The sequence below is a fragment of the Haemophilus sp. SZY H68 genome, assembly GCF_018829685.1.
In the GTDB taxonomy this organism is placed as follows: domain Bacteria; phylum Pseudomonadota; class Gammaproteobacteria; order Enterobacterales; family Pasteurellaceae; genus Haemophilus; species Haemophilus haemolyticus_K.
The window spans coordinates 587,201-610,596 of sequence record NZ_JAHKKB010000001.1; the positions used below are offsets into that span (position 1 = coordinate 587,201).

General features: G+C 37.0%; 22 protein-coding genes and 1 tRNA gene. 8 read left to right on the forward strand and 15 right to left on the reverse strand.

What is annotated here, in order from left to right; genetic code table 11:
* Window position 1: 1 nt before the first annotated feature.
* Window positions 2-331, forward strand: coding sequence for a TusE/DsrC/DsvC family sulfur relay protein (locus tag KP712_RS02830; RefSeq protein ID WP_111407425.1), 330 nt, complete (start codon window positions 2-4; stop codon window positions 329-331).
* A 107-nt stretch (window positions 332-438) separates the two neighbouring features.
* Entirely contained in the window at window positions 439-648 is a 210-nt protein-coding gene (locus KP712_RS02835; protein ID WP_005631673.1) for a TOBE domain-containing protein, read from the forward strand.
* Window positions 649-741: 93 nt separating this feature from the next.
* On the opposite strand, the gene cdd is transcribed toward KP712_RS02835, so the two are convergent.
* Entirely contained in the window at window positions 742-1,620 is an 879-nt protein-coding gene (cdd, locus tag KP712_RS02840; protein WP_111407426.1) for a cytidine deaminase, read from the reverse strand.
* Between the two features lie 273 nt (window positions 1,621-1,893).
* On the opposite strand from cdd, the gene KP712_RS02845 reads away from it, so the two are divergent.
* Window positions 1,894-2,376, forward strand: coding sequence for a Dps family protein (locus tag KP712_RS02845; protein WP_111407427.1), 483 nt, complete (start codon window positions 1,894-1,896; stop codon window positions 2,374-2,376).
* Between the two features lie 95 nt (window positions 2,377-2,471).
* Here the strand turns inward: KP712_RS02845 and topA are convergent, their stop codons facing one another.
* Complete coding sequence (gene topA, locus KP712_RS02850) at window positions 2,472-5,078, reverse strand: type I DNA topoisomerase (protein ID WP_111407428.1); 2,607 nt, start codon at window positions 5,076-5,078, stop codon at window positions 2,472-2,474.
* Window positions 5,079-5,173: 95 nt separating this feature from the next.
* Between topA and KP712_RS02855 the strand changes: the two genes are divergently transcribed.
* A complete protein-coding gene (locus tag KP712_RS02855; protein WP_111407429.1) occupies window positions 5,174-6,067 on the forward strand; it encodes a LysR family transcriptional regulator in 894 nt (297 codons plus the stop codon).
* 38 nt (window positions 6,068-6,105) lie between these two features.
* Here KP712_RS02855 and KP712_RS02860 read toward each other — a convergent pair whose 3' ends face one another.
* The 8 genes from KP712_RS02860 to KP712_RS02890 form a co-directional block, all read right to left on the reverse strand.
* Window positions 6,106-6,930, reverse strand: coding sequence for a PHP domain-containing protein (locus KP712_RS02860; protein WP_111407430.1), 825 nt, complete (start codon window positions 6,928-6,930; stop codon window positions 6,106-6,108).
* The gene (gene pyrD, locus KP712_RS02865; protein WP_111407431.1) at window positions 6,930-7,949 is read right to left on the reverse strand and encodes a quinone-dependent dihydroorotate dehydrogenase; all 1,020 of its coding nucleotides are present in this window, start codon (window positions 7,947-7,949) and stop codon (window positions 6,930-6,932) included. The genes KP712_RS02860 and pyrD overlap by 1 nt, the downstream gene beginning before the upstream one ends.
* Window positions 7,950-8,090: 141 nt before the next feature.
* Window positions 8,091-10,625 (reverse strand): translation initiation factor IF-2, encoded by a 2,535-nt coding sequence (infB, locus tag KP712_RS02870; RefSeq protein ID WP_111407432.1) that lies wholly within the window; start codon window positions 10,623-10,625, stop codon window positions 8,091-8,093.
* An 11-nt stretch (window positions 10,626-10,636) separates the two neighbouring features.
* The gene (gene nusA / locus KP712_RS02875; protein WP_111407433.1) at window positions 10,637-12,124 is read right to left on the reverse strand and encodes a transcription termination factor NusA; all 1,488 of its coding nucleotides are present in this window, start codon (window positions 12,122-12,124) and stop codon (window positions 10,637-10,639) included.
* Window positions 12,125-12,140: 16 nt separating this feature from the next.
* Window positions 12,141-12,596, reverse strand: a complete 456-nt coding sequence (gene rimP, locus KP712_RS02880) for a ribosome maturation factor RimP (RefSeq protein WP_111407434.1) — start codon at window positions 12,594-12,596, stop codon at window positions 12,141-12,143.
* 185 nt (window positions 12,597-12,781) lie between these two features.
* A tRNA-Met gene (locus KP712_RS02885) sits at window positions 12,782-12,858 on the reverse strand.
* A 103-nt stretch (window positions 12,859-12,961) separates the two neighbouring features.
* Window positions 12,962-13,096 (reverse strand): hypothetical protein, encoded by a 135-nt coding sequence (locus KP712_RS09160; protein ID WP_258183674.1) that lies wholly within the window; start codon window positions 13,094-13,096, stop codon window positions 12,962-12,964.
* Entirely contained in the window at window positions 13,096-13,818 is a 723-nt protein-coding gene (locus KP712_RS02890) for a hypothetical protein (RefSeq protein ID WP_111407436.1), read from the reverse strand. The genes KP712_RS09160 and KP712_RS02890 overlap by 1 nt, the downstream gene beginning before the upstream one ends.
* 68 nt (window positions 13,819-13,886) lie before the next feature.
* On the opposite strand from KP712_RS02890, the gene KP712_RS02895 reads away from it, so the two are divergent.
* Window positions 13,887-14,450 carry a DUF1439 domain-containing protein gene (locus KP712_RS02895; protein ID WP_111407437.1) on the forward strand — a complete coding sequence of 188 codons (564 nt, stop codon included), beginning with the start codon at window positions 13,887-13,889 and terminating at the stop codon, window positions 14,448-14,450.
* Window positions 14,451-14,479: 29 nt separating this feature from the next.
* Here KP712_RS02895 and bioD read toward each other — a convergent pair whose 3' ends face one another.
* The 4 genes from bioD to apbC all read right to left on the reverse strand — a co-directional run bounded on the left by bioD (window position 14,480) and on the right by apbC (window position 17,829).
* Window positions 14,480-15,211, reverse strand: coding sequence for a dethiobiotin synthase (gene bioD / locus KP712_RS02900; RefSeq protein WP_048953265.1), 732 nt, complete (start codon window positions 15,209-15,211; stop codon window positions 14,480-14,482).
* Between the two features lie 102 nt (window positions 15,212-15,313).
* Window positions 15,314-15,580 (reverse strand): YcgL domain-containing protein, encoded by a 267-nt coding sequence (locus tag KP712_RS02905; protein WP_048953264.1) that lies wholly within the window; start codon window positions 15,578-15,580, stop codon window positions 15,314-15,316.
* Between the two features lie 3 nt (window positions 15,581-15,583).
* Entirely contained in the window at window positions 15,584-16,612 is a 1,029-nt protein-coding gene (add, locus tag KP712_RS02910) for an adenosine deaminase (RefSeq protein WP_111407438.1), read from the reverse strand.
* A gap of 104 nt (window positions 16,613-16,716) precedes the next feature.
* Window positions 16,717-17,829: an iron-sulfur cluster carrier protein ApbC gene (apbC, locus tag KP712_RS02915; protein WP_111407439.1), complete on the reverse strand. Its 1,113-nt coding sequence runs from the start codon at window positions 17,827-17,829 to the stop codon at window positions 16,717-16,719.
* Between the two features lie 150 nt (window positions 17,830-17,979).
* Between apbC and metG the strand changes: the two genes are divergently transcribed.
* Window positions 17,980-20,028, forward strand: coding sequence for a methionine--tRNA ligase (metG, locus tag KP712_RS02920; RefSeq protein WP_215770533.1), 2,049 nt, complete (start codon window positions 17,980-17,982; stop codon window positions 20,026-20,028).
* Window positions 20,029-20,140: 112 nt separating this feature from the next.
* On the forward strand, window positions 20,141-21,001 hold the full coding sequence (gene tehB / locus KP712_RS02925) for an SAM-dependent methyltransferase TehB (RefSeq protein WP_215770534.1): 861 nt from the start codon (window positions 20,141-20,143) through the stop codon (window positions 20,999-21,001).
* A gap of 66 nt (window positions 21,002-21,067) precedes the next feature.
* Here the strand turns inward: tehB and dapD are convergent, their stop codons facing one another.
* Window positions 21,068-21,895 (reverse strand): 2,3,4,5-tetrahydropyridine-2,6-dicarboxylate N-succinyltransferase, encoded by an 828-nt coding sequence (gene dapD / locus KP712_RS02930; protein WP_215770535.1) that lies wholly within the window; start codon window positions 21,893-21,895, stop codon window positions 21,068-21,070.
* Window positions 21,896-22,248: 353 nt separating this feature from the next.
* On the opposite strand from dapD, the gene purR reads away from it, so the two are divergent.
* The gene (gene purR, locus KP712_RS02935) at window positions 22,249-23,256 is read left to right on the forward strand and encodes an HTH-type transcriptional repressor PurR (RefSeq protein WP_215770536.1); all 1,008 of its coding nucleotides are present in this window, start codon (window positions 22,249-22,251) and stop codon (window positions 23,254-23,256) included.
* Window positions 23,257-23,396 lie beyond the last annotated feature (140 nt).

Sequence of the window (23,396 nt, forward strand, 5' to 3'; positions counted from 1 at the left end):
TATGTTGAATATCAATGGAATAGAAGTTAAAACTGATAAAGATGGTTATTTGCTTAATAGCCAACAATGGAACGAAGATGTCGCTCGTTCTATTGCGCAGTTAGAAAATATTGAATTAACAGATGCCCATTGGGAAGTGATTTACTTTGTACGAGACTTTTATCAAGAATATAACACCTCCCCAGCCATCCGTATGTTGGTAAAAGCAATGGCAGAAAAGCTTGGGGCAGATAAAGGTAATAGCCGTTATTTGCAACGCTTATTTCCTGAAGGCCCCGCAAAACAAGCTACAAAACTAGCAGGCTTGCCGAAACCTGCAAAATGCCTATAAAAGTGCGGTCAATTTTTTGAGAGTTTTAAACTCTAGGTTTATTTACGACTGGCTTTTTGTAAGATAATATATAGGCTCTTTCAAACCCCAACTAACAAGGAAATGTTATGAAAATTAGTGCAAGAAACCAATTAAAAGGTAAAGTTGTTTCAATCGAAAACGGTTCAGTAAACGCGATCGTTCACATTGATATCGGTGGCGGTAACGTACTTTCTTCTACTGTATCTTTAGCAGCAGTTAAAGAATTAAACTTAGAAGTTGGTAAAGAAGCGTACGCAATCATCAAAGCAACTTCTGTAATGGTTGGTGTGGAATAATTTCTTCCATAAAGATAGAACTTAATAAGCCGTACTTTTAAAGTGCGGCTTTTTCATATATTTATAATAATGACAAGATAGTTCTTTAAATTTCTATAATGCGATATATTCTAATTTAATTGCTGACAGCCCCAATAATAAAGATTCTGCCATGACTCGATGACTTAGTGTAAGTGCTTTTTCAACCATCACAACCCTTTCAATTTCACTTAATTTTTTATCATTTAAATAAGCAAAATTAAGCGCAGTTTGCAAAGCGGGTAAACTTGGGTTAAATGCAGCATTTTCCGCATAGCGTCCAGTTACGATATCTCCATCTTTAAATAAAATCGCAATACCGTGTGGACTATGCGAATAAGGACAATGGGATTGGTTAGCGGCTAAAATTGCATGATTTATAAGCGGATCTTGGGAGTCTGCTGCTAAATGATGCTCTTCTTTCGCTAAAAGATGTGTTTCGATATCTAAATCTTTAGGACCAAATGCATCAGGTAAATAAGTATGCAATAAATTATTTTGGCTATGTGGTAAGTGAATTGATAGTTTATCAGCGCTATCTAATTCATTCATAAATTGGCGGCAATGACCACAAGGCGTATAATTCACCACTATATCCGTAATTCGGCTTTCATTACGTAACCAGGCATGACTAATCGCACTTTGCTCCGCATGAATAGTTTGTTGAATCGCTTTTCCTGCAAATTCTTGATTGGCACCAAAATAAAAATCTCCTCGTTCACCAATCGCTATTGCACCAACATTAAAATGAGAAACTGCTGTATGGCTATAACAGGCCGCAATTGGTAATAAATGTATCGCAAGTTTTAATGGTGTTAATTCAAAATCACGACAAAGTTGTAACACTTGTGAGTGGCTTAAAAAGCCTGCCCAATGTTGTAAACGAAGTGCTTCTACAATCGCTTGATTCATTATATTTTCTTGTGGTAATGCATTTTTTATAAGTTCTTGCATAAATTATCCTTTTTAAAACATCGAAAATACATGTTACTTATTAGAACAAAATTTATTACTTACTGCGAGTGTCTCACTAAATATTCCTTAAAACTGTGATCTGGATCACTTAATTTGATAGATTTAAATTATTACATTTTATTAACATATAGCTAATAACTATCAATTTTATTGAATAGAACAATTTCACAGTATATTTTAGGGACGTATAATGACTCTCAACAAAGGGAGAGCATTAGCTCAAATTATTAACATTGATAGAAGGAAAATACTATGTCAAAAACATCAATAGGCTTAGATAAAGTTCAATCAGCTGAATTAGCAAATAAACTAAATGAATTACTTGCCACCTATCAAGTTTTCTACACAAATGTACGTGGCTACCACTGGAATATTAAAGGTGTAAATTTCTTCGAATTACATGCAAAATTTGAAGAAATTTATACCGATTTAATCACCAAAGTTGATGAAGTTGCAGAACGTATTCTTACATTAGGCTATGTACCGAATAATGCTTATAGCCAGTATTTAGAAATTTCACGCATTAAAGAAGATATCGCTGTAAGCGGTGCACAAGAATGTTTATCAGGTACATTACAAGGCCTAAAAACACTACTAGAACAACAACGTGAAATTCTTACTCTAGCAGGTGAAGCAGATGATGAAGGTACCGCTTCACAAATGAGTGATTACATTAAAGAACAAGAAAAATTAGTGTGGATGTTCCAAGCAGCTTGTCAAACCTGTCATGCTTAATTTATAAAGTTCTATCGAATAAGCCCGCCATTGCGGGCTTTTATTTTTTCTTCTTTATATACTAAAAAGTGCGGTGATTTACCGCACTTTTCTTCTTATTTTTTTCGTTCAACCCATTTTCCATTGGTGAAATCAACAATCCATTTCGTCGCTTTCCCATCTTTTTCAGAAGTCACATATTGTTTCTTCTCTTTACGACTAAAACGAACAATCGCTTCATTCCCTTCTGGGTCTTTTTGTGGGGCATCTGCTAAATAAGCTAATTTTTCAGGTAAACGCTCGCGATATTGCACTAGTTCAGCGATTTTAACTGGGCGTGTTTCGCGTGATTTCGGGAAGTTATGCGCTGACATAAATACACCACTCGCACCATCACGCAATACAAAATATGCATCAGATTTTTCGCATTTTAACTCAGGGAAATGTACTGGCTCTTCTTTTGGTGGGGCGACTTCGCCATTTTTCAAAATTTTGCGCGTGTTATCGCAATTTGTACATCCCATATACTTGCCAAAACGACCAAGTTTTAAATGCATATCCGCACCGCATTTATCACACTCAACAACAGGGCCATCATAGCCTTTAATTTTGAATGAACCTTCTTCAATCAAATATCCATCACAATTTGGATTATTACCACAAATATGGATCTTACGATGGGCATCGATTATATAGCTGTCCATTGCCGTTCCACATTTTGTACAACGTTTACGATCCATTAATGCTTTGGTTTCTGAAGATTCATCTAAAACATTCAATAATTCTGCTTCAGGAATTAAATTAATCGTCGTTTTGCACCGCTCTTTTGGCGGCAATGCATAACCCGTGCACCCTAAAAATACCCCTGTACTTGCCGTACGAATTGCCATTTTTCTACCACAGGTTGGGCATTTAATATCGGTTTCCACAAGGCTATTGGGGCGCATGCCGCCTTCAAGTTCATCCAATTCAGCTTTAGAAAGCTGGTTAGAAAAATCCTTAAAGAATTGATTCAATTCAGTTTTCCAATTCACTGAACCGGAGGCAATTTTATCTAAGGTATCTTCCATATTCGCGGTGAAATCGTAATTCATTAATTCACCAAAAGACTCATTGAGGCGATCAGTCACAATTTCGCCCATCTTTTCTGCATAGAAACGACGATTTTCAGTACGAACATAGCCACGTTCTTGGATAGTAGAAATAATTGCCGCATAAGTAGAAGGTCGGCCAATACCACGTTTTTCCAATTCTTTTACTAAAGCCGCTTCAGTAAAACGAGCTGGTGGTTTAGTAAAGTGTTGAGTGGGTTGGACTTCTTTTAAAGCAAGTTTTTCTGAAACAGTAACTAAAGGTAATTCTTGATCTTCAGGATTTTTGCCTATCTGTGGTAATACTTTTGTCCAACCATCAAAACGTAAAATTCTGCCTTTTGCTTTTAAGGTATAATCGCCAGCAGAAACAGTCAATGTACTACTATCATATTGTGCTGGCGGCATTTGACATGCTAAGAATTGACGCCAAATTAAATCATAAAGGCGTACCGCATCTTTTTCCATTCCCTCTAAAGATTCAGGCAATGCTCGAATGTCTGATGGACGAATAGCCTCATGCGCCTCTTGCGCATTTTCCTTACTAGAATAGAAATTTGGTTTTTCTGGTAAATATTGTGCACCAAAATGATTTTCAATATAGCTACGTGCCATATTAAGCGCATCTTGACTCAAATTGGTTGAATCCGTACGCATATAAGTAATGTAACCCGCTTCATATAAACGTTGGGCTAACATCATTGTCTTCTTAACACCAAATCCCAAGCGAGTACTTGCAGTTTGTTGAAGTGTTGACGTAATAAATGGCGCACGAGGACGAGAACTTGTCGGCTTAGTTTCCAAATCTGTGACAACGTAATCTGAAACATTAAGAAAATCTACCGCACTTTGTGCTTCTTTTTGATTTTTTGGATCAAATTTTTTACCTTTATAATCCGTGACATCTAAGCGTATAGCTTGTTTATTCTGATTATTCGTAAGGACGGCAACTTCCCAATATTCTTCAGGCTGGAAGGCTTTAATTTCACGCTCGCGTTCTACTAATAATTTAACCGCAACCGATTGAACTCGACCAGCAGAAAGCCCGCGCGCGACTTTTTTCCAAAGTAATGGCGACACCATAAAGCCCACTACTCTATCTAAAAAGCGACGAGTTTGTTGTGCATTAACGCGATCCATATTTAATTGTTCAGGCTTTTCAAAAGCCTGTTTAATGGCATTTTTAGTGATTTCGTTAAACACTACTCGGCTAAAGCGCTCATCATCGCCACCAATCACCTCGCGTAAATGCCATGCAATCGCTTCCCCTTCTCTATCCAAGTCGGTTGCGAGATAAATATGATCTGCTTTTTTAGCAAGCGATTTTAATTCGGAAACCACTTTTTCTTTACCAGGCAAAATCTGATAATTTGCTTTCCAATCGTGATAAGGATCAATTCCCATACGTTTAACTAAGGCATTACGTTCCTTTTCAGCCTTAATTTTTGCTTTTTCTTCGGCATCCATACCTTTGGTTGAAATTGGTTTAGCTTTTTCACCTGTACTAGAACCAACCGTCGGCAAATCACGAATATGTCCAACACTCGATTTCACCACATATTGGCTACCTAAATATTTATTAATGGTCTTTGCTTTTGCCGGCGACTCCACAATCACCAAGGATTTACTCATTTGATTACCTAATATCACTAGAATTTTGTAAAATTGGGGGTATAGTGCAAAGTTATGTAGGCAAAATCAAGCATTTTTTCAAAAAAGGTCTATAAATGGATAAACTCAACGCGATTTCTATTTTCTGCAAAGTCATTGAAACCCAAAGTTTTACATTGGCGGCAAAGCAACAAAATATTTCTGTGGCGATGGCAAGCAAATTAGTTTCACAGTTAGAAGAACATTTAAAAACACGATTGTTACAACGTACTACCAGAAAAATTATGCCTACTGAAGCGGGAATGATGTATTACCAACTCTGCCAAGGAATTTTACTTGATTTAGATGAGGCTGATTCTAGCATCACCCACCTTACCAGTTCATTACAAGGAAATTTACTCATTTCTGTTCCTCGGGATTTTGGTTTACTTTTCATCGTACCGAACTTACCGCAATTTATTGCTGAACATCCTAATCTACATGTTGAAATTGAGTTTAATGACAAAAAAATTGACCTTGTGGCAGAAGGCTATGATCTTGCATTACATATCGGCCATATGGCGGACAGTTCTCTTGTATCACGAAAAATCAGCACAAATACGCTACACTTTGTGGCATCACCAAACTATCTTGAAGCGAATGGTATTCCACAAACACCTGATGATTTGGAACATCACAATGGCTTACTTTATAAAAATGTAATGAATCAAGTGAATTGGGTTGGCTCACGCATAAATCAAACACAACGTTTCAAAATCCGACCCAAAGTGGTAAGCAATAGTGGTTTAGCCTTATTAGAAATGGCAAAAGCAGGACTAGGCATTGTGAATTTACCTAGATTTATTATTGGTCAATCTCTCGAAAAAGGTGAATTGATTGAAATATTACCAGAATATAAACAACAAAGATTAGAAATTCATGTGGTCTATCCGAACAGAAGACATTTACCGATAAAAGTGCGGGCATTTATTGAATTTTTATCTGGATTAGGTTTGTGTAATGAGATCTAATTAAATATATAGTAGGCAAATATTACTTGTCCTACGTACTAAAATAACGTCCAAACTGGGGTGACTTCATCCATTAAGGTTAAATTTTTTCCTAATTCAATCCATCCGCAAGGAAAATGAAAATCAGACCCTACTGAACCAACGAATTTAAATTCACCTGCTAATCGTGTAAGCATTTGACGCTGATCCTTTGTTGTACCGCAATCTGCCATTTCCATACCATCACCACCCCAGGTTTTAAAATCGGCCATTAACTTACGTACCCATTTCCCTGTCATATTATAGCGTAATGGATGGGCAATAACGGCGATGCCACCTGCCGCATGAATAGCTTCAATTGCAGTGGGAATATCAGTCCATTGTGATTTAACAAAAGCAGATTGTCCCTGTCCTAAATAACGCTTAAAGGCTTGTCCATCATTTGATACTTTACCAATATGTACTAAATAGCGTGCATAATGTGCGCGTGTGACCTCTCCATTGGCGAATAATTTTGCACCGTTATAAGCATTCGGTATACCTACCTTTTCTAATTTTGTACCAATTTCAATTGCCCTTTTAGCACGTAGTATTTTTTGACTTTCCAAAAGTGCGGTAATTTTTGGATGCATTTTATTAAAATTTAACCCAACGATATGAATTCCGCGCCCCTCCCAGTTGGTTGAAATCTCAACGCCTGTAATTAGCTTGATCCCTATTTCTTTTGCCGCTAATTGTGCCTCATCAATACCATCAACTGTATCATGATCGCATAATGCTAGTACATTTACGCCTTGTTCATGAGCACGTAGAACTACTTCACGAGGTGAAAGTACACCATCAGATGCCGTACTATGGCAATGTAAATCAAATATTTTTGTCATTATTTTATGTTTCTTATTAATTCCGCAACCAATTTAGGACCATGATAAATTAGCCCCGAATAAATCTGCAGTAATGTTGCCCCAACGTTCATTTTAGCTTGTGCATCTGATACGCTATCAATACCACCACAACCAATAATAGGGATACGCCCTTGTAATTCTTCATGTAATCGTTTGATAATAGCTGTACTTTTATATTGTAAGGGTTTTCCGCTTAATCCACCTTCTTGTTCTGAATATTTTAATCCAGTGACATTGTCACGGGAAGTGGTCGTATTTGTGGCAATCACCCCATCGATTTTATGACGGATTAACCCATCTGCAATTTGGACAAGTTCAGCATCACTCAAATCTGGTGCAATTTTCACTACAACAGGTACGTACTTATTATATTGTTTAGCTAAGACTGATTGGCGAGATTTAATCTCTTTTAATAAATCATCAAAATAATCACCATATTGTAATTGACGTAAATCTGGCGTATTAGGTGATGAAATATTCACTGTAATATAACCTGCATAATTATAAGCTTTATTTAAACAGAAAATATAATCGTCCTTGCCTCTTTCCAATGGGGTCCATTTATTTTTGCCAATATTAATGCCTATTACTCCCTTATAATGGGTGCTTTTTACATTTTCAATCAGATAATCAATACCTTTATTATTAAATCCATTATGGTTAATGATACCCTCAGCTTCTATTAAACGAAATTGACGAGGCTTTGCGTTACCATCCTGAGCAAATGGTGTTACCGTACCAACTTCAATAAACCCCAGCCCCAGCATGCCGAAACCATCAATTGCCTCACCATTTTTATCCGCTCCTGCCGCCAAACCAATAAGATTAGAAAAATTTATTCCCATTACTGTTTTAGATAAACCTTTCGGCGTATCAATGAGTGATTTAAAAAGTGGATAAAATAATGGATGAGCAGTCATTTTTAAACACTGAAGCGTAAAATCATGGGCTTTTTCAGCATCCATTTGGAAAATGGCATATCGAAATAATTTATACATACGCGTTTATCTCTCAGGATAGTTTACTGTAATAAAGAAAGGAGGATTTTTATACTTAATCAAGTGTATTTTAAGGTTAAGGATAATAATCTGCAAATAAAAAGGGCATATCTCACTATGCCCTACATAAATTATCTAGTATTAGATTGAACGTTTAACTTCAACCACTTCAAACACCTCGATTTGGTCGCCGACTTTCACGTCGTTGTAGTTTTTCACGCCGATACCACATTCCATACCGTTACGAACTTCAGATACGTCGTCTTTGAAACGGCGAAGAGACTCTAATTCCCCTTCAAAGATAACGACGTTGTCACGTAATACACGGATTGGGTTGTTACGTTTCACTATACCTTCGGTCACCATACAACCTGCGATTGCACCAAATTTCGGATGACGGAATACATCACGAACTTCAGCTAAACCAATAATTTCTTGTTTAAATTCAGGCTCTAACATACCACTCATTGCTGCTTTAATTTCATTCAACAATTCATAGATGATTGAGTAGTAGCGTAAATCAATGTTTTCAGCTTCAATGACACGACGCGCAGATGCATCAGCACGAACGTTAAAGCCAACAATAATGGCATTAGATGCTGCCGCTAAAGTTGCATCAGTTTCAGTAATACCACCTACACCAGAGCCAACCACTTTAACTTTTACTTCATTGGTAGAAAGTTCATTTAACGCTTGAACAATCGCCTCTACAGAGCCTTGTACGTCCGCTTTCACAATGACGTTCAATTCAGCCACATCGCCTTCAGACATATTGCTAAACATATTTTCAAGTTTCGCTTTTTGCTGACGAGCTAATTTCACTTCACGGAATTTACCTTGACGATATAACGCCACTTCACGTGCTTTTTTCTCATCACGTACAACGGTTGCTTCATCACCCGCTGCTGGCACACCTGAAAGACCTAATAATTCAACTGGAATTGAAGGACCTGCTTCATCAACTTCTTTTCCGTTTTCATCACGCATTGCGCGCACACGGCCGTATTCAAAACCACAAAGTACGATGTCACCTTTATGTAATGTACCTGATTGAACCAAGATAGTTGCCACAGGGCCACGACCTTTATCCAAGTAAGATTCAATGACTACACCACTTGCCATGCCGTCTTTTACAGCGGTCAATTCAAGTACTTCAGATTGAAGTAGGATTGCATCTAATAACTCATCAACTCCTGTACCTTTCTTCGCAGATACTGGAACGAATTGCACATCACCACCGAATTTTTCAGAAATTACATCATGTTGTAATAATTCTTGCTCAACACGGTCTGGATTGGCTTCTGGTTTATCGATTTTATTTACTGCAACCACTAAAGGCGCGCCCGCTGCTTTTGCGTGTTGAATCGCTTCAATAGTTTGAGGCATCACACCATCATCAGCAGCAACAACAAGAACAACAATATCTGTTGCTTTTGCACCACGCGCACGCATAGATGTAAATGCAGCGTGTCCTGGAGTATCCAAGAAGGTGATCATTTTGCCATCATCCATTTCTACGTGATACGCACCGATATGTTGGGTAATACCACCCGCTTCGCCTGCTGCCACTTTCGCTTTACGAATATAGTCAAGTAAAGAAGTTTTACCATGGTCAACGTGACCCATGATGGTTACAACTGGCGCACGCGTTACTTTTTCTGCGTTTACATCGCGATCGCCTAATACCGCTTCTTCAAGCTCATTTTCATTACGAAGAATCACTTTATGGCCAAGTTCTTCCGCTACTAATTGAGCGGTTTCTTGATCGATAACTTGGTTGATAGTAACCATTTCGCCCATCTTCATCATTGTTTTAATGATTTCAGTTGCTTTTACAGCCATCTTGTTCGCTAATTCAGCAACAGTAATGGTTTCACCAATGACAACATCCGCTTTTACAGCTTGAACTGGTTTAGTAAAGGCTTGTTGAAGTGCGGCACCTTTTTTGCCGTTTTTACCTTTACCAAACTTAGCGTCTTTTTGATTTTTACGATTAGATTCGCGCTCGTTTTTCGAGTTTTTGCTATTTTCATCGTCGCGACCGCCTTTTTTCGCTTTCGCTACTTTATTTTTGCCACGGCCACGATTTTCGTTACGACGATCTTCTTCATCTTCTGCTTCAAGTGCATATCTTGAACTTAAGTTGTAATCAGAATAGTCTTCTGAAGAAGATTCATTGTCTGAATCATCTGCTTCAGCATAACGTTTTGCTTCCTCTGCTGCACGGAGAGCTTGTTCTTCAGCTTTTTGACGAGCTAATTCTTCAGCTTTACGACGAAGTTCAGCTTCTTCTGCTTTACGTTTCTCTTTTTCAGGATCAACAGATTTAGCTTTAGAATCTACCGCACTTTTTGCTGGCTTAGCTATTTCTGCTTTCGCTTTTTCAGCTTTTGCTTTTTCATCAGCTTCTTTCTTAGCTGCTGCTTTTTCAGCTTCTAAACGAGCTTTTTCTTCTGCCGCTTTTTGTTCAGCAATTTTTTTCGCTTCCGCTTCTTGCTGTGCTTTTAATTTTGCTTCTTCTTGTTGAGCAATATCAGTTTTTACTGTGCGTTTTTTACGTACTTCTACTTGCACTTCTTTGCTTTTACCACCAGTTGTGGTGCTGCTCACTGTTGTTTTTGTTCTGCGTTGAATGCTTAATTTTTTTGGCGCATCAGCCTTAACATCTTCAGTCATTACTACTCTCCTTATTCTTCGCCAAACCAACAGATATTACGTGCAGCCATAATTAAATCTGCTGCCTGTTCTGCTGTTAATTCTTCAATATCTGCTAAATCATCTACACCCTGTTCGGCGAGTTCTTCGAGAGTAGTAATTTCTTTTTCAGCTAATTTAAATGCCACATGGCGATTCATGCCATCTAAATTCAATAAGCGCTCTTCAATATTCGCTTTTTTCAATGCTTCTTCTTCAGCTACTACTGCGGCTGTAATCGCATTTTTAGCACGAGTTTGAAGTTCTTCTACAAGATCCTCATCTTCTAAACCATCAATTGCAGTCAATTCATTCATTGGCACATAAGCAATTTCTTCTAAACTTGTGAAGCCTTCTTCTACAAGGATTTGTGCAAATTCTTCATCAAGTTCTAATGAGTTAATAAATAAGTTTAACACTTTGTTATCTTCTGCTTGATGTTTTGCATTTAAATCATCAGTAGTCATTACGTTTAGTGTCCAACCTGTTAACTGTGTTGCTAAACGCACATTTTGACCATTACGACCAATTGCTTGCGCAAGGTTAGCTGCTTCAACTGCAATATCCATAGAATGATTATCTTCATCAACGATGATAGAAGATACATCAGCCGGAGCCATTGCATTGATCACGAATTGTGCCGGATTATCATCCCAAAGCACGATATCAACGCGCTCACCACCAAGTTCATTAGTAATGGCTTGAACACGCGCACCACGCATACCCACACAAGCACCAACTGGGTCAATACGTTTATCGTTTGATTTCACTGCAATTTTAGCTCGAGAACCAGGATCACGAGCCGCACCACGAATTTCAATCATTTCCTCGCCAATTTCAGGCACTTCAATACGGAATAATTCGATCAACATTTCTGGTTTAGAACGCGTCACAAATAATTGTGCATTTTTGCCTTCAGGGTTCACTTTATAAAGCACACCACGTACGCGGTCACCCGGACGGAAATTTTCACGAGGAAGCATATCTTCACGGGCAATAATGGCTTCTGCTTTATTTCCTAAATCTAGGATAATATTATCACGAGTAACTTTTTTCACCGTACCCGTTACAATTTTACCTTCTTCTGAACGGAATTGTTCAACCACTTTCTCACGCTCTGCTTCACGAATTTTAGTACTAATGACCTGACGTGCTGTTTGCATTGCAATACGATCAAATTCGATAGATTCGATTTGATCTTCTACATAATCGCCAATTTGAAGATTTGGATCTTCAAATTGTGCCGCTTCCAAAGTGATTTCTTTCGTTGGCACTTTGACTTCATCAACAATTAACCAACGACGGAAAGTATCAAAATCACCTGTTTTTGGGTTTATTGACACTCGGATATCAATTTCGTATTCATATTTTTTCTTGGTAGAGAGCGCAATAGCACTTTCTAACGCTTCAAAGATTTTCTCACGTGGTAATAACTTTTCATTAGATACGGCTTCTGCCGCCAGTAAAATCTCTTTACTCATTTTTCTTTTACTCCTTTTAAAATTTTGCAACAACATTCGCTTTTTGAATGTTACCAAAGACTAAAACTTGTTCCTGTCCATCAACGATTAAAGTAACCATATCTTTTTCAATACGCTCTAACTTACCTTGCCATTTACGGCGTTCTATCACTGGAATTCGCAAATGCACTGCGATATCTTGCCCAATATAGCGTTCAAATTGTGGCAAGGTAAATAACGGACGATCTAAACCTGGTGAAGACACTTCTAGATTGTATTTATCCGCAATTGGATCTTCCACGTCTAAAATTGCGCTCACTTGACGACTTACATCAGCACAATCATCGACAGTCACGCCACCTTCTTTATCAATAAATAAACGCACAGTCATAAAACGGCCTGCTCGTTGACATTCAATGCCCCAAAGTTCACAACCTAAATCCTCTACTGCGCCTTGTAGCATTTCTTGTAAATTTTGTTCTAATGTAGCCAATTTCTACTCCTATACTGTGGTGTCAGTTTTTAGTCAAAATAACTGCTTTTGATTAATCTAAAAACTTCTACAAAAAATTTTAGGCATAAAAAAAGGGTTAGGTCACAGGAACCTAAGCCCAGTTTTTATTAAATTTCTTATAGAAAAAAACCCCAAAACTGGGGTTCTTTTACTGAACTTATTATTGGTTGCGGGGGCCGGATTTGAACCGACGGCCTTCGGGTTATGAGCCCGACGAGCTACCAAGCTGCTCCACCCCGCGTCCGAAATATGGGATGCATTATAGTGATAAAAATTTAAAATGCAAGAAGTTTTACTAAGTTCATTAAAAACTTTGTCAAAACTTACCGCACTTTCCATCATCACTAAAATCGAATACCAGAGCCAATCCCTAGTCCTAATCCAACGCCGTTACTTCCGCCACCAGCGCTGGCGCCACCACCTACAGTACAAGCCGCTAATATGCTTGATAATACAATAATAAAAAGTGTTTTCTTCATCATTTTTCCTTTATTAATAAAATTTCAAATAATCGATAAACGGCAATTAAGTCTGTCTTTGCAATAGGTTTAAAAGGCAGTAAAAGATAATAAACCCAGCGAAAACGGTGCAAAAATACGATCATATTCTGCCAATTTTCTACTCTACAATGAGCTTGATAATACAATGCCACTTTTTGAATAAAATCGTCTGAAATATCTTCTTCTCGACATAAACTATCAAAGAAAAATAGCATATCTCGAACGATTAACCAATTTTGATTTTGACTACTTGAACGAGATTCAAAATCAAGAAAAGTAACTTTTCCTTTATCCCAAGTAATATCTCGAATAGCAGGACGACCATGTACCAGATTTTTATCATGTAAATCAATCAAAGCGAGACAAGCATCATAAATGATAGAAAATTTTTGCTGATTATTTGCCCTCTTATCACATAACCATTGTGATAAAGTGATTCCCACATCTTCCAATACAAAAAAATCCTCATTATGATAAGAGACTTTTGGAACAGGTGCTTTTTTTTCAGCAAGATTCAACAAAGTTTGTAGTTCATTTTTAAAAGATTGCTTCGGATACGGTTTCAATAGTAGCCAAATCCCCTTCAATTTTTCAGGTTGCTTCAACCAGAATTTTTTGCCTTCATAGTGAAAAGGATAAATTCGTTCACCACGATGCTCTATAACTAATTGATTAACATATTGCCTAAACTCATGACTCATAACTACATCACTCTATTACTATTTATGGTATATTTGTCCACCATTTTTATTTTGCTTTTAACTAAAATATGAAAAAAATTAAATTATTATTTCTTACGTTAACGTCTATTTTAGCGGTATCCCCTAATATATCGGCCTCACCTTTTTCAATAACTGAATCTCAAATCAATCAATATCTACAGGAAAAAGGAGCTATTGCGGATAAATTTGGCTTACCAGGATTATTTTTTCTTGATTATGAAGTAAGAAATTTAAGTACAAAAATTGGGCAAACTAATGATAAACGCGTAGAAATGAGCGGTACTTTAGAGGGTTTATTTCAATTTGGCAATAAAAATTTGCCAGGAAAATTAAATCTGACCTTCGATACAGTTCCTTATTATAACTCCGAAGAAGGTGCGGTTTATTTAAAGAAAATGCGTATTTTACGTTGGTCAGGAGAACCACAGCAATATATGCAACAAATGCAAACAATCATGCCTTTTTTAAATGAAAATGTCGCTAAATTACTAGAACATATTCCTGTTTATACATTAGATAAAAACAATATGCGTGATGTGCTTATAAAAAAATTTGCAAAAAAGATTTTAATTGAACAAGGTAAACTTACATTGGATACAGGAATTTTTTAAATAACAAGTAGTACTCGTTATTAAGAATTTTATTTAACTAATTCTGTTTTCATATACATTAAACGTTCAATATTTGTTAAATAATGCCCTAATTCCTGTTCTTCTGGTTTATGTAAGTAGGGTATTTGTCCTAATAGAGGTGCCTCAATATGCTTCTCTAAAAGACTAATTATTTCAGCATAATGACCTAATAAAGGATTAACACGATTGGCTACCCATCCTAATAAAGGTACGCCTAGCTGTTGAATTGCTTGAACTGTCAATAAAGCATGATTAACACAACCGTCTTTAATTCCCACCACAAGCACTAAAGGCATTTTATGGGAAACAATCCAATCTGCAAAACTTTTTTCTTCTGACATTGGAGTCATTAATCCAAAGGATCCCTCTACCGCAACAGACTGATACTGGGAAGTTAAACGCATAAGATCCTGATTGATCTTCTCTAACTTAATTCTCGTTCTATCTTCTGTAAGCATCGGAAAACGATGAGTAAATGTATAGCTATTAATATCTTGATACTTTACATCCTGATTTGTTGAAGCCATCAATGTTAAAACATCAGAATTGCTGAAACTGTCATAATCTGAATCATTTTTCTCAACTTGAACTGTAGGATAAACCCCCTCCTCACCACAGCAGGCAATAGGTTTATATCCTACTATTTGAACACCCTTATTTTGTAAGGCTTGTATAATTGCTCGACAAGCAGTGGTTTTTCCCACATTTGTATCAGTCCCCGCAACAAAAAAGCTACTCATTTCGTTCTCCTTAAAAAAATTGCGGGCGATTCTAAAAGAATTTTTGAAGAAAGAAATTGAGGTAACGCAAACTTTTGTTTTTTAGCTTTGAAAATAAACAGATTATTTGATCTCACTCAAACTATTAAATAAACCATCATCCTGTTTAGGTATTTGTAAATAAAATCCCTGTTGTTTAATTTTTTCCAAAATCTCTTGATTATCTACAGAATGCAATCTTTTTGAGCCTAATAAATTAAACATCATCACGATTTCAGGTTTACCAAATTGCTCTAACAGTGCTTCAGGCAAAGAAGAAAAATCATCGCGTTTTGCTAAATATAAATAACTTCCTGGTTTCTTTTTACTCTTATAAATTGCACACAACATAAATTAATCTATTCCTTTCATTTTAATATATGTTTTTAATGCAATTTTATCTTCTATACTAAGAAATGATGCATTAATAGCATTATTCAGCAATTTTTTTGCTTCAAATTCAGTTAATTGATAATCAGACTCTAATAATTCAAATTCCTGTTTAATTTCAGTTTGTGATACGGTCATATTATCTGTGTTTAGCGTCGCCATAATCCCCTTTTGTAAAAAAGTTCTAAGTGGATAATTTTTTAAATTATCAATTGCTTTTGTCTGTAAATTACTACAAGGACACATCTCTACAGCAATATTTTTTATAGCTAAATCAGACATAACTTGCTCAGATTCTACCGCTCGAATACCATGCCCAATACGACTAGCACCAAGATTAATTGCCTGTTGCACATTTTCGGCCCCGGCTGCTTCACCTGCATGAATCGTAAAAGGAATACCAAGTTGATTAGCAAGCTGAAATTCTTGGGAAAAATTTTGGGTTGGATAACCTGCCTCTGGTCCAGCTAAATCCACCGCAACGACCCCGGCATCTTTTATAGTCAGATATTTTTTGGCTATATTAATAGTTTCTAAGTTATTTTCTAAAGAGCCAATACCTCTTAAACAACATAAAATTAAATTTACTCTAAAAAGTGCGGTATCTTTCAGTCCTTGTTTTAAGCCAACTAATGCGGCTTCCACCACTTCTGATTGATTTAATCCCTTTTTTATATGAAGCTGTGGTGCAAAACGAATTTCAGCATAAACTACACCTTGTTTATCTAAACGTTTTACCAAGTCAAAAACTGCAGAAGAAATGGAATCTTGTGTTTGTAATAAAGAAACGGGAATTGCAAAACAATTTAAATATTGATTTAAATCACTACAATCTTTGGGCGCCGAAATTAATCTAAGAAGTGATTCAATGTCATTTACAGGTAAGTTGATGTTTTGTTTTTCCGCCCACTCAAAAATCCATTCAGGAGAAAGCGAACCATCCAAATGAAGATGGAGGTCTATCAAAGCATATTTTGATATATTTTTCATCATAATGATCCACCAAATAAAAAATTGCGCTAGATTTTATTGAGAAACAGTAAGAAGATCAACCTAGGAAAAAACGGGCTGCAAATGCAGCCCTATCTTTTTTTCGATTATTTCACTTCTTTAAATAAAATCTCACTTGGTATTACGGAACCTTGCCAGTAAAGTTCTGTAGAGACTTTCTCAGCGAGTTGTAAGAATGCTTGTGAAATTTCATTTTCAGGCACTCGCACAACAGTTGGATTGCCCGCATCTAAATCTTCACGGATACGAATGTGTAAAGGAAGTTGAGCTAATACTTTCACATTGTATTTTTCAGCCATTTTTTCTGCACCGCCTGTGCCAAAAATTGCTTCGTGGTGACCGCACTCGCTACAAATATGCATTGACATATTTTCCACAATACCCAATACCGGTACGGATACTCGCTCGAACATTGAAATACCTTTCACCGCATCAAGCAAAGCAATATCTTGTGGGGTTGTCACTACCACTGCACCAGTCACAGGGATTTGTTGTGATAAAGTAAGTTGAATATCACCCGTGCCCGGAGGCATATCGATAACAAGATAATCTAAACTATCCCATAGAGTTTCATTTAATAATTGGCTTAATGCGCTACTCGCCATCGGGCCACGCCAAATTGTTGCGCTGTCTTCATTCATTAAAAAGCCAATGGAATTTGCAGATAAACCATGTGCCTTAATTGGGGTGATGTGTTGATTATCTGGCGAAGTCGGGCGTTGATCCGCTGCGCCTAACATATGTGGAATAGAAGGGCCATAAATATCCGCATCTAAAATCCCGACACGTGCGCCTTGTGCTTGTAATGCTAAAGCTAGATTAACAGAAACCGATGATTTCCCTACACCGCCTTTACCAGAACTCACAGCAATAATATTTTTCACACCTTTTACAGCGGGTTGATTATTCGCACGTTTAAGTGTAGCGATTTGATACGAGATCGCCCATTTAATTGCCTTGCAATCTGTTGCTTTCAATAACGCATCTGAAACCGCTTGTTTTAACTGTTCTGCACCAGAATTCCACGCAAAAGGTAATTTCAATTCAATGCGTAAAGTATCACCGCCCTTTTCCACTTTTTTCAAAGTATTAAGCGCAATCAGATCCTTTTGCAGGGTTGGATGCTGAAATTGTTGGATAATCTGCTGAACTTTATTTTGCTGCTCGGCAGTCAAATTATCAGAAAAGTAGGTTGCCATAATAACTTCCTGTTTAGTAGAGTAAATTTGTCGGGCATATTTAATCACGGAAAGTGCGGTATGTTAAGTTAAAGTTTTTCAAACTAGAAAAAAAGCCCTGTATCGGGTAAGATGTCCACAATTTTTATATGCTAAAAAAGAGAATAATAAATGACAACTCAACCCCGTAAAATTTTAGTCACTTGCGCTTTGCCTTATGCCAATGGGGCAATTCATTTAGGCCATATGTTAGAACATATCCAGGCGGATATTTGGGTGCGTTTTCAACGTATGCGTGGCAATAAAATCCATTTTGTCTGTGCAGACGATGCACACGGTACTCCGATTATGCTGAATGCCGATAAACTTGGCATTACACCTGAAGAATTAATTGCTAAAGCAAAAGCCGATCACGTGCGTGATTTTGCAGGTTTTAATATTAGTTTTGATAACTACCATTCCACTCACAGCGAAGAAAACAAACAGCTCACCGCAGAAATTTACAATAAACTCAAAGCCAATGGCTTTATTAAGAGTAAAGTTATTTCTCAGCTATTCGACCCTGAAAAAAATATGTTCTTGCCTGATCGTTTTGTGAAAGGCACTTGCCCAAAATGTAAAGCAGAAGATCAATATGGCGATAACTGCGAAGTTTGTGCTTCAACTTATAGCCCAATGGATTTAATTAATCCTCGTTCAGCTGTTTCTGGCGCAACTCCTGTTGTAAAAGAATCTGAACACTTTTTCTTTGACTTACCTGCATTTGAAGGCATGTTAAAAGAATGGACACGTTCTGGCTCACTTCAATCTGAAATTGCGAACAAAATGCAAGAATGGTTTGAAAGCGGTTTACAACAATGGGATATTTCACGCGATGCGCCTTATTTCGGTTTTGAAATTCCAGGTGCAAAAGATAAATTCTTCTATGTTTGGTTAGATGCGCCAATCGGCTATATGGCTTCATTCAAAAATCTATGCGATCATAAAGGCATTGATTTCAATGAATTTTGGGCTGAAGGCAGCGATGCGGAGCTTTATCATTTCATCGGTAAAGACATCGTTTATTTCCACAGTCTATTCTGGCCTGCAATGCTTGAAGGTAGTGGCTACCGTAAACCGACTAATGTGTTCACTCATGGCTATGTCACGGTGGATGGGGCGAAGATGTCAAAATCTCGCGGGACTTTCATTCAAGCCAGCACTTATTTGAATCATATCGATCCTGAATGTTTGCGTTATTACTATGCAGCAAAATTAAATGATCGCATTGAAGATTTAGACTTTAACCTTGAAGATTTCGTACAACGTGTAAATACGGATATTGTAAACAAATTAGTGAATTTAGCTTCACGCAATGCGGGCTTTATAGCGAAACGCTTTGAAGGCAAACTTGCGGATAAACTGGAAGATGAAACATTATTTGCAGAATTTACCGCCCAAGCTGAGCAAATTGCCGCTTATTACGAAAGCCGTGAATACAATAAAGCCATTCGTGAAATTATGGCATTAACAGATAAAGCCAATAAATACATTGATGAAAAAGCCCCTTGGGTGATTGCAAAAGAAGAAGGCAAAGAGGCAGAATTACAAGCCGTATGTTCAATGGGAATTGAGCTTTTCCGCGTGTTGATGTCTTACTTAAAACCTGTTCTTCCAAAACTAGCAGAACGTGCAGAAGCCTTCTTACAAGCTGAATTACGTTGGGATAATATTCATCAACCATTACTTGGCCATACTCTTGCACCATTCAAAGCCTTATTCTCTCGTTTAGAGAAAAAACAAATTGATGCGGTTGTGGAAGAAACCAAAGCCTTATTTGCTGCAGCCAATAAAGCTGCAGAAAAAACTGAAGCAAAACCAACCGCACTTTCTGCCGTTGAACCTATTGCTGAAACCATCACCATTGATGATTTTGCTAAACTTGATATGCGTGTAGCAAAAGTGTTGAAATGCGAAGCGGTGCCAGAATCTAATAAACTTTTACGTTTTGAATTGGATCTTGGCGATCATACTCGTCAAGTCTTCTCTGGCATTAAAGCGGCTTACAATAAGCCTGAAGAATTAGAAGGTCGTTTTGTGATTATGGTGGCAAACCTTGCACCACGTAAAATGAAATTCGGCGTATCAGAGGGAATGATTCTATCCGCAGGAACAGGCGGTAGTGATTTATTCTTGTTATCTGTCGATAGCGGTGTCACTGCAGGTATGCAAGTCAAATAATCAATTCAATCTAAATGAGGGCAACATTACGTTGCCCTTTTATTTTCTTGTTGAAAATAGGCGACTTATAACCTACTATAACACTCAACTATTTATCTGTTTGGAGAATATTATGAAAAACGAATTAATTTGCTATAAACAAATGCCAGTGTGGACAAAAGACAAATTGCCACAAATGTTCCAAGAAAAACACAATACTAAAGTTGGCACTTGGGGAAAATTAACTGTATTAAAAGGTAAGCTTAAATTTTATGAGCTAGCCGAAAATGGCGATGTTATTGCCGAGCATATTTTTACCCCAGAAAGTGACATTCCTTTTGTTGAACCTCAAGCATGGCATCGTGTTGAAGCGCTTTCTGATGATTTAGAATGTACCCTAGGTTTCTATTGCAAAAAAGAAGATTACTTCAGTAAAAAATACAATATGACAGCCACTCACGGCGATGTAGTGGATGCAGCAAAAATTATCTCGCCTTGTAAAGTATTAGATTTAGGTTGCGGACAAGGGCGTAATTCACTTTATTTAAGTTTATTAGGCTATGATGTGATCTCTTGGGATCACAATGAAAATAGCATTGCCTTTTTAAATGAAACCAAAGAGAAAGAAAACCTTAATATTTCTACCGCACTTTACGATATTAACTCTGCCAACATTCAAGAAAACTACGATTTTATTGTCTCAACTGTGGTGTTTATGTTCTTAAATCGTGAACGTGTGCCATCAATCATTAAAAATATGCAAGAACATACCAATGTCGGTGGGTATAACTTAATCGTTGCCGCGATGTCCACAGATGATGTGCCTTGCCCACTTCCGTTCTCTTTCACTTTTGCTGAAAATGAATTGAAAGAATATTACAAAGATTGGGAATTCTTAGAATATAACGAAAATATGGGCGAATTACACAAAACCGATGAAAACGGCAATCGCATTAAAATGAAATTTGCTACGATGTTAGCGAGAAAGAAATAATCACTCATTTATAAAAAATGACCGCCTTTATGAAAAAAGAGCGGTCATTATTTTATTTACGTTCTATTATTCTTCAATAGAACGTAGTAATTCGTTGATGCCAACTTTACCTAAAGTTTTTGCATCCACTTTTTTCACGATCACGGCGCAGTATAAGCTATATTTTCCACATTTTGATGGAAGGCTACCAGATACCACCACAGAGCCTGCTGGTACACGGCCGTAGTGAATTTCACCGGTTTCACGATCATAAATTTTGGTTGATTGACCAATAAATACGCCCATTGAAATAACACAGCCATCTTCTACGATAACGCCTTCTACCACTTCTGAACGAGCTCCGATAAAGCAGTTATCACCGATAATGGTTGGGTTAGCTTGTAATGGCTCTAATACGCCGCCGATGCCTACGCCGCCAGATAAGTGAACGTTTTTACCGATTTGTGCACATGAACCAACCGTTGCCCAAGTATCTACCATTGTGCCTTCGCCAACGTAAGCACCAATATTTACATAGGATGGCATTAATACGCAGTTTTTAGAAATGTATGCACCTTTACGCACCGTTGCAGAAGGCACAACACGGAAACCTTCTTCAGTAAAACGTTCTTCGGTGTAATCCGAAAATTTTAATGCTACTTTGTCGTAATATTTTGTTTCTGCACCGTCAATGATTTGGTTGTCATTAATACGGAATGAAAGTAAAACCGCTTTTTTTAACCATTGATGTGTTACCCATTCGCCATCAATTTTTTCTGCAACACGGTATTTACCCGAATCTAATCCTTCGATCACTTCCTCAATTGCCGTGCGCGTTTCTGCATCAACGGTTTTTGGTGTAATTTCTGCACGTTTCTCAAATGCAACTTCAATAATTTGTTGTAAATTTGACATGATAATTCCTATTAGTTAATGAATAAAACGTTATTATTTTTACCATACTTTTGCGTCTCAAGCAAAAACCTAAAAAAATACCGCCCTTTGTTTTCTAACAAAGCGCGGTAATTCATAAAATAAACACAATTAAAAAATTGATAGTGCTAGCCCTACAACAACAGTCATACTAAAAACAACCATTATCATGGCGTAACCAAAATCACTCATCTTTTTCTCCTAAATAAAAAATTTGCGTACATTCTAGCAATATTTATTAGGAAAAATCATCTCTTTTACAAAAAAATTATAATAAAAGTAACGAAATATTCTATAAACCTTTATAATAGGAAAAATTTTCTAGGGGTCAATGTATGGCAACAATTAAAGATGTCGCAAAAATGGCTGGCGTATCTACCACGACAGTATCACATGTAATAAATAAAACGCGTTTTGTTGCAAAAGAAACAGAAGAATCTGTATTACTTGCAATTAAACAACTGAATTATTCACCAAGCGCTGTTGCAAGAAGTTTAAAAGTGAATACAACCAAATCGATCGGCATGATTGTCACCACTAGTGAAGCCCCCTACTTTGCTGAGATCATTCATTCCGTCGAAGAACATTGTTATCGTCAAGGTTATTCCCTTTTCTTATGTAATACACAAAATGATTCTGAAAAAGTCAAAAACCATTTAGAAATGTTAGCGAAAAAACGGGTAGATGGTTTGCTGGTGATGTGTTCTGAATATACGCAAGACTCATTGGATTTGCTTTCGTCATTTTCCAGTATTCCAATGGTTGTAATGGATTGGGGCCCAAATGCTAATACGGATGTAATTGATGATCATAGTTTTGATGGCGGTTATTTAGCAACCAAACATCTCATTGATTGCGGTCATAAAAAAATCGGTATTATCTGCGGTGAACTCAATAAAACTACTGCAAGAACTCGTTATGAAGGCTTTGTAAAAGCAATGAAAGAAGCTAAATTAACAATCAATCCATCTTGGGTACTGGAAGGTGCATTTGAGCCTGAAGACGGTTATGAATGTATGAATCGTTTACTGGCTCAAGAGGAATTACCAACTGCCCTATTCTGTTGTAACGATGTGATGGCGCTTGGTGCAATTTCTGCACTAACAGAAAAAGGGTTACGCGTGCCAGATGATATGTCAATTATCGGCTATGATGATATTCATGCTTCACGTTTCTATGCGCCACCATTAACCACCATTCACCAATCTAAGCTACGATTAGGCAGACAGGCGGTTAATATTTTATTAGAACGAATCAGTCAAAAAGATCAAGGCGTTCAGCAATATAGCCGTATTGACATTGGTCCTGAGCTTATTATTCGAAAATCCGTTAAATCAATTTAATAAAACTTATTAAAAATAAACCGCACTTTTTAAACAATCCATAAAAAGTGCAGTTCTTTTTTATCTATTTTTTAGCTTTTCTTGATTATCTTCAATGTTTCTATGAATAGCATTTGCCCAATCTTCCGTTTTTAGCTATA

Coding starts and splice junctions, on each gene's coding strand:
- KP712_RS02830 (WP_111407425.1), top strand. CDS start 2: ATGTTGAATATCAATGGAATAGAAGTTAAAACTGATAAAGATGGTTAT.
- KP712_RS02835 (WP_005631673.1), top strand. CDS start 439: ATGAAAATTAGTGCAAGAAACCAATTAAAAGGTAAAGTTGTTTCAATC.
- cdd (WP_111407426.1), bottom strand. CDS start 1,620: ATGCAAGAACTTATAAAAAATGCATTACCACAAGAAAATATAATGAAT.
- KP712_RS02845 (WP_111407427.1), top strand. CDS start 1,894: ATGTCAAAAACATCAATAGGCTTAGATAAAGTTCAATCAGCTGAATTA.
- topA (WP_111407428.1), bottom strand. CDS start 5,078: ATGAGTAAATCCTTGGTGATTGTGGAGTCGCCGGCAAAAGCAAAGACC.
- KP712_RS02855 (WP_111407429.1), top strand. CDS start 5,174: ATGGATAAACTCAACGCGATTTCTATTTTCTGCAAAGTCATTGAAACC.
- KP712_RS02860 (WP_111407430.1), bottom strand. CDS start 6,930: ATGACAAAAATATTTGATTTACATTGCCATAGTACGGCATCTGATGGT.
- pyrD (WP_111407431.1), bottom strand. CDS start 7,949: ATGTATAAATTATTTCGATATGCCATTTTCCAAATGGATGCTGAAAAA.
- infB (WP_111407432.1), bottom strand. CDS start 10,625: ATGACTGAAGATGTTAAGGCTGATGCGCCAAAAAAATTAAGCATTCAA.
- nusA (WP_111407433.1), bottom strand. CDS start 12,124: ATGAGTAAAGAGATTTTACTGGCGGCAGAAGCCGTATCTAATGAAAAG.
- KP712_RS09160 (WP_258183674.1), bottom strand. CDS start 13,096: ATGAAGAAAACACTTTTTATTATTGTATTATCAAGCATATTAGCGGCT.
- KP712_RS02890 (WP_111407436.1), bottom strand. CDS start 13,818: ATGAGTCATGAGTTTAGGCAATATGTTAATCAATTAGTTATAGAGCAT.
- KP712_RS02895 (WP_111407437.1), top strand. CDS start 13,887: ATGAAAAAAATTAAATTATTATTTCTTACGTTAACGTCTATTTTAGCG.
- bioD (WP_048953265.1), bottom strand. CDS start 15,211: ATGAGTAGCTTTTTTGTTGCGGGGACTGATACAAATGTGGGAAAAACC.
- KP712_RS02905 (WP_048953264.1), bottom strand. CDS start 15,580: ATGTTGTGTGCAATTTATAAGAGTAAAAAGAAACCAGGAAGTTATTTA.
- add (WP_111407438.1), bottom strand. CDS start 16,612: ATGATGAAAAATATATCAAAATATGCTTTGATAGACCTCCATCTTCAT.
- apbC (WP_111407439.1), bottom strand. CDS start 17,829: ATGGCAACCTACTTTTCTGATAATTTGACTGCCGAGCAGCAAAATAAA.
- metG (WP_215770533.1), top strand. CDS start 17,980: ATGACAACTCAACCCCGTAAAATTTTAGTCACTTGCGCTTTGCCTTAT.
- tehB (WP_215770534.1), top strand. CDS start 20,141: ATGAAAAACGAATTAATTTGCTATAAACAAATGCCAGTGTGGACAAAA.
- dapD (WP_215770535.1), bottom strand. CDS start 21,895: ATGTCAAATTTACAACAAATTATTGAAGTTGCATTTGAGAAACGTGCA.
- purR (WP_215770536.1), top strand. CDS start 22,249: ATGGCAACAATTAAAGATGTCGCAAAAATGGCTGGCGTATCTACCACG.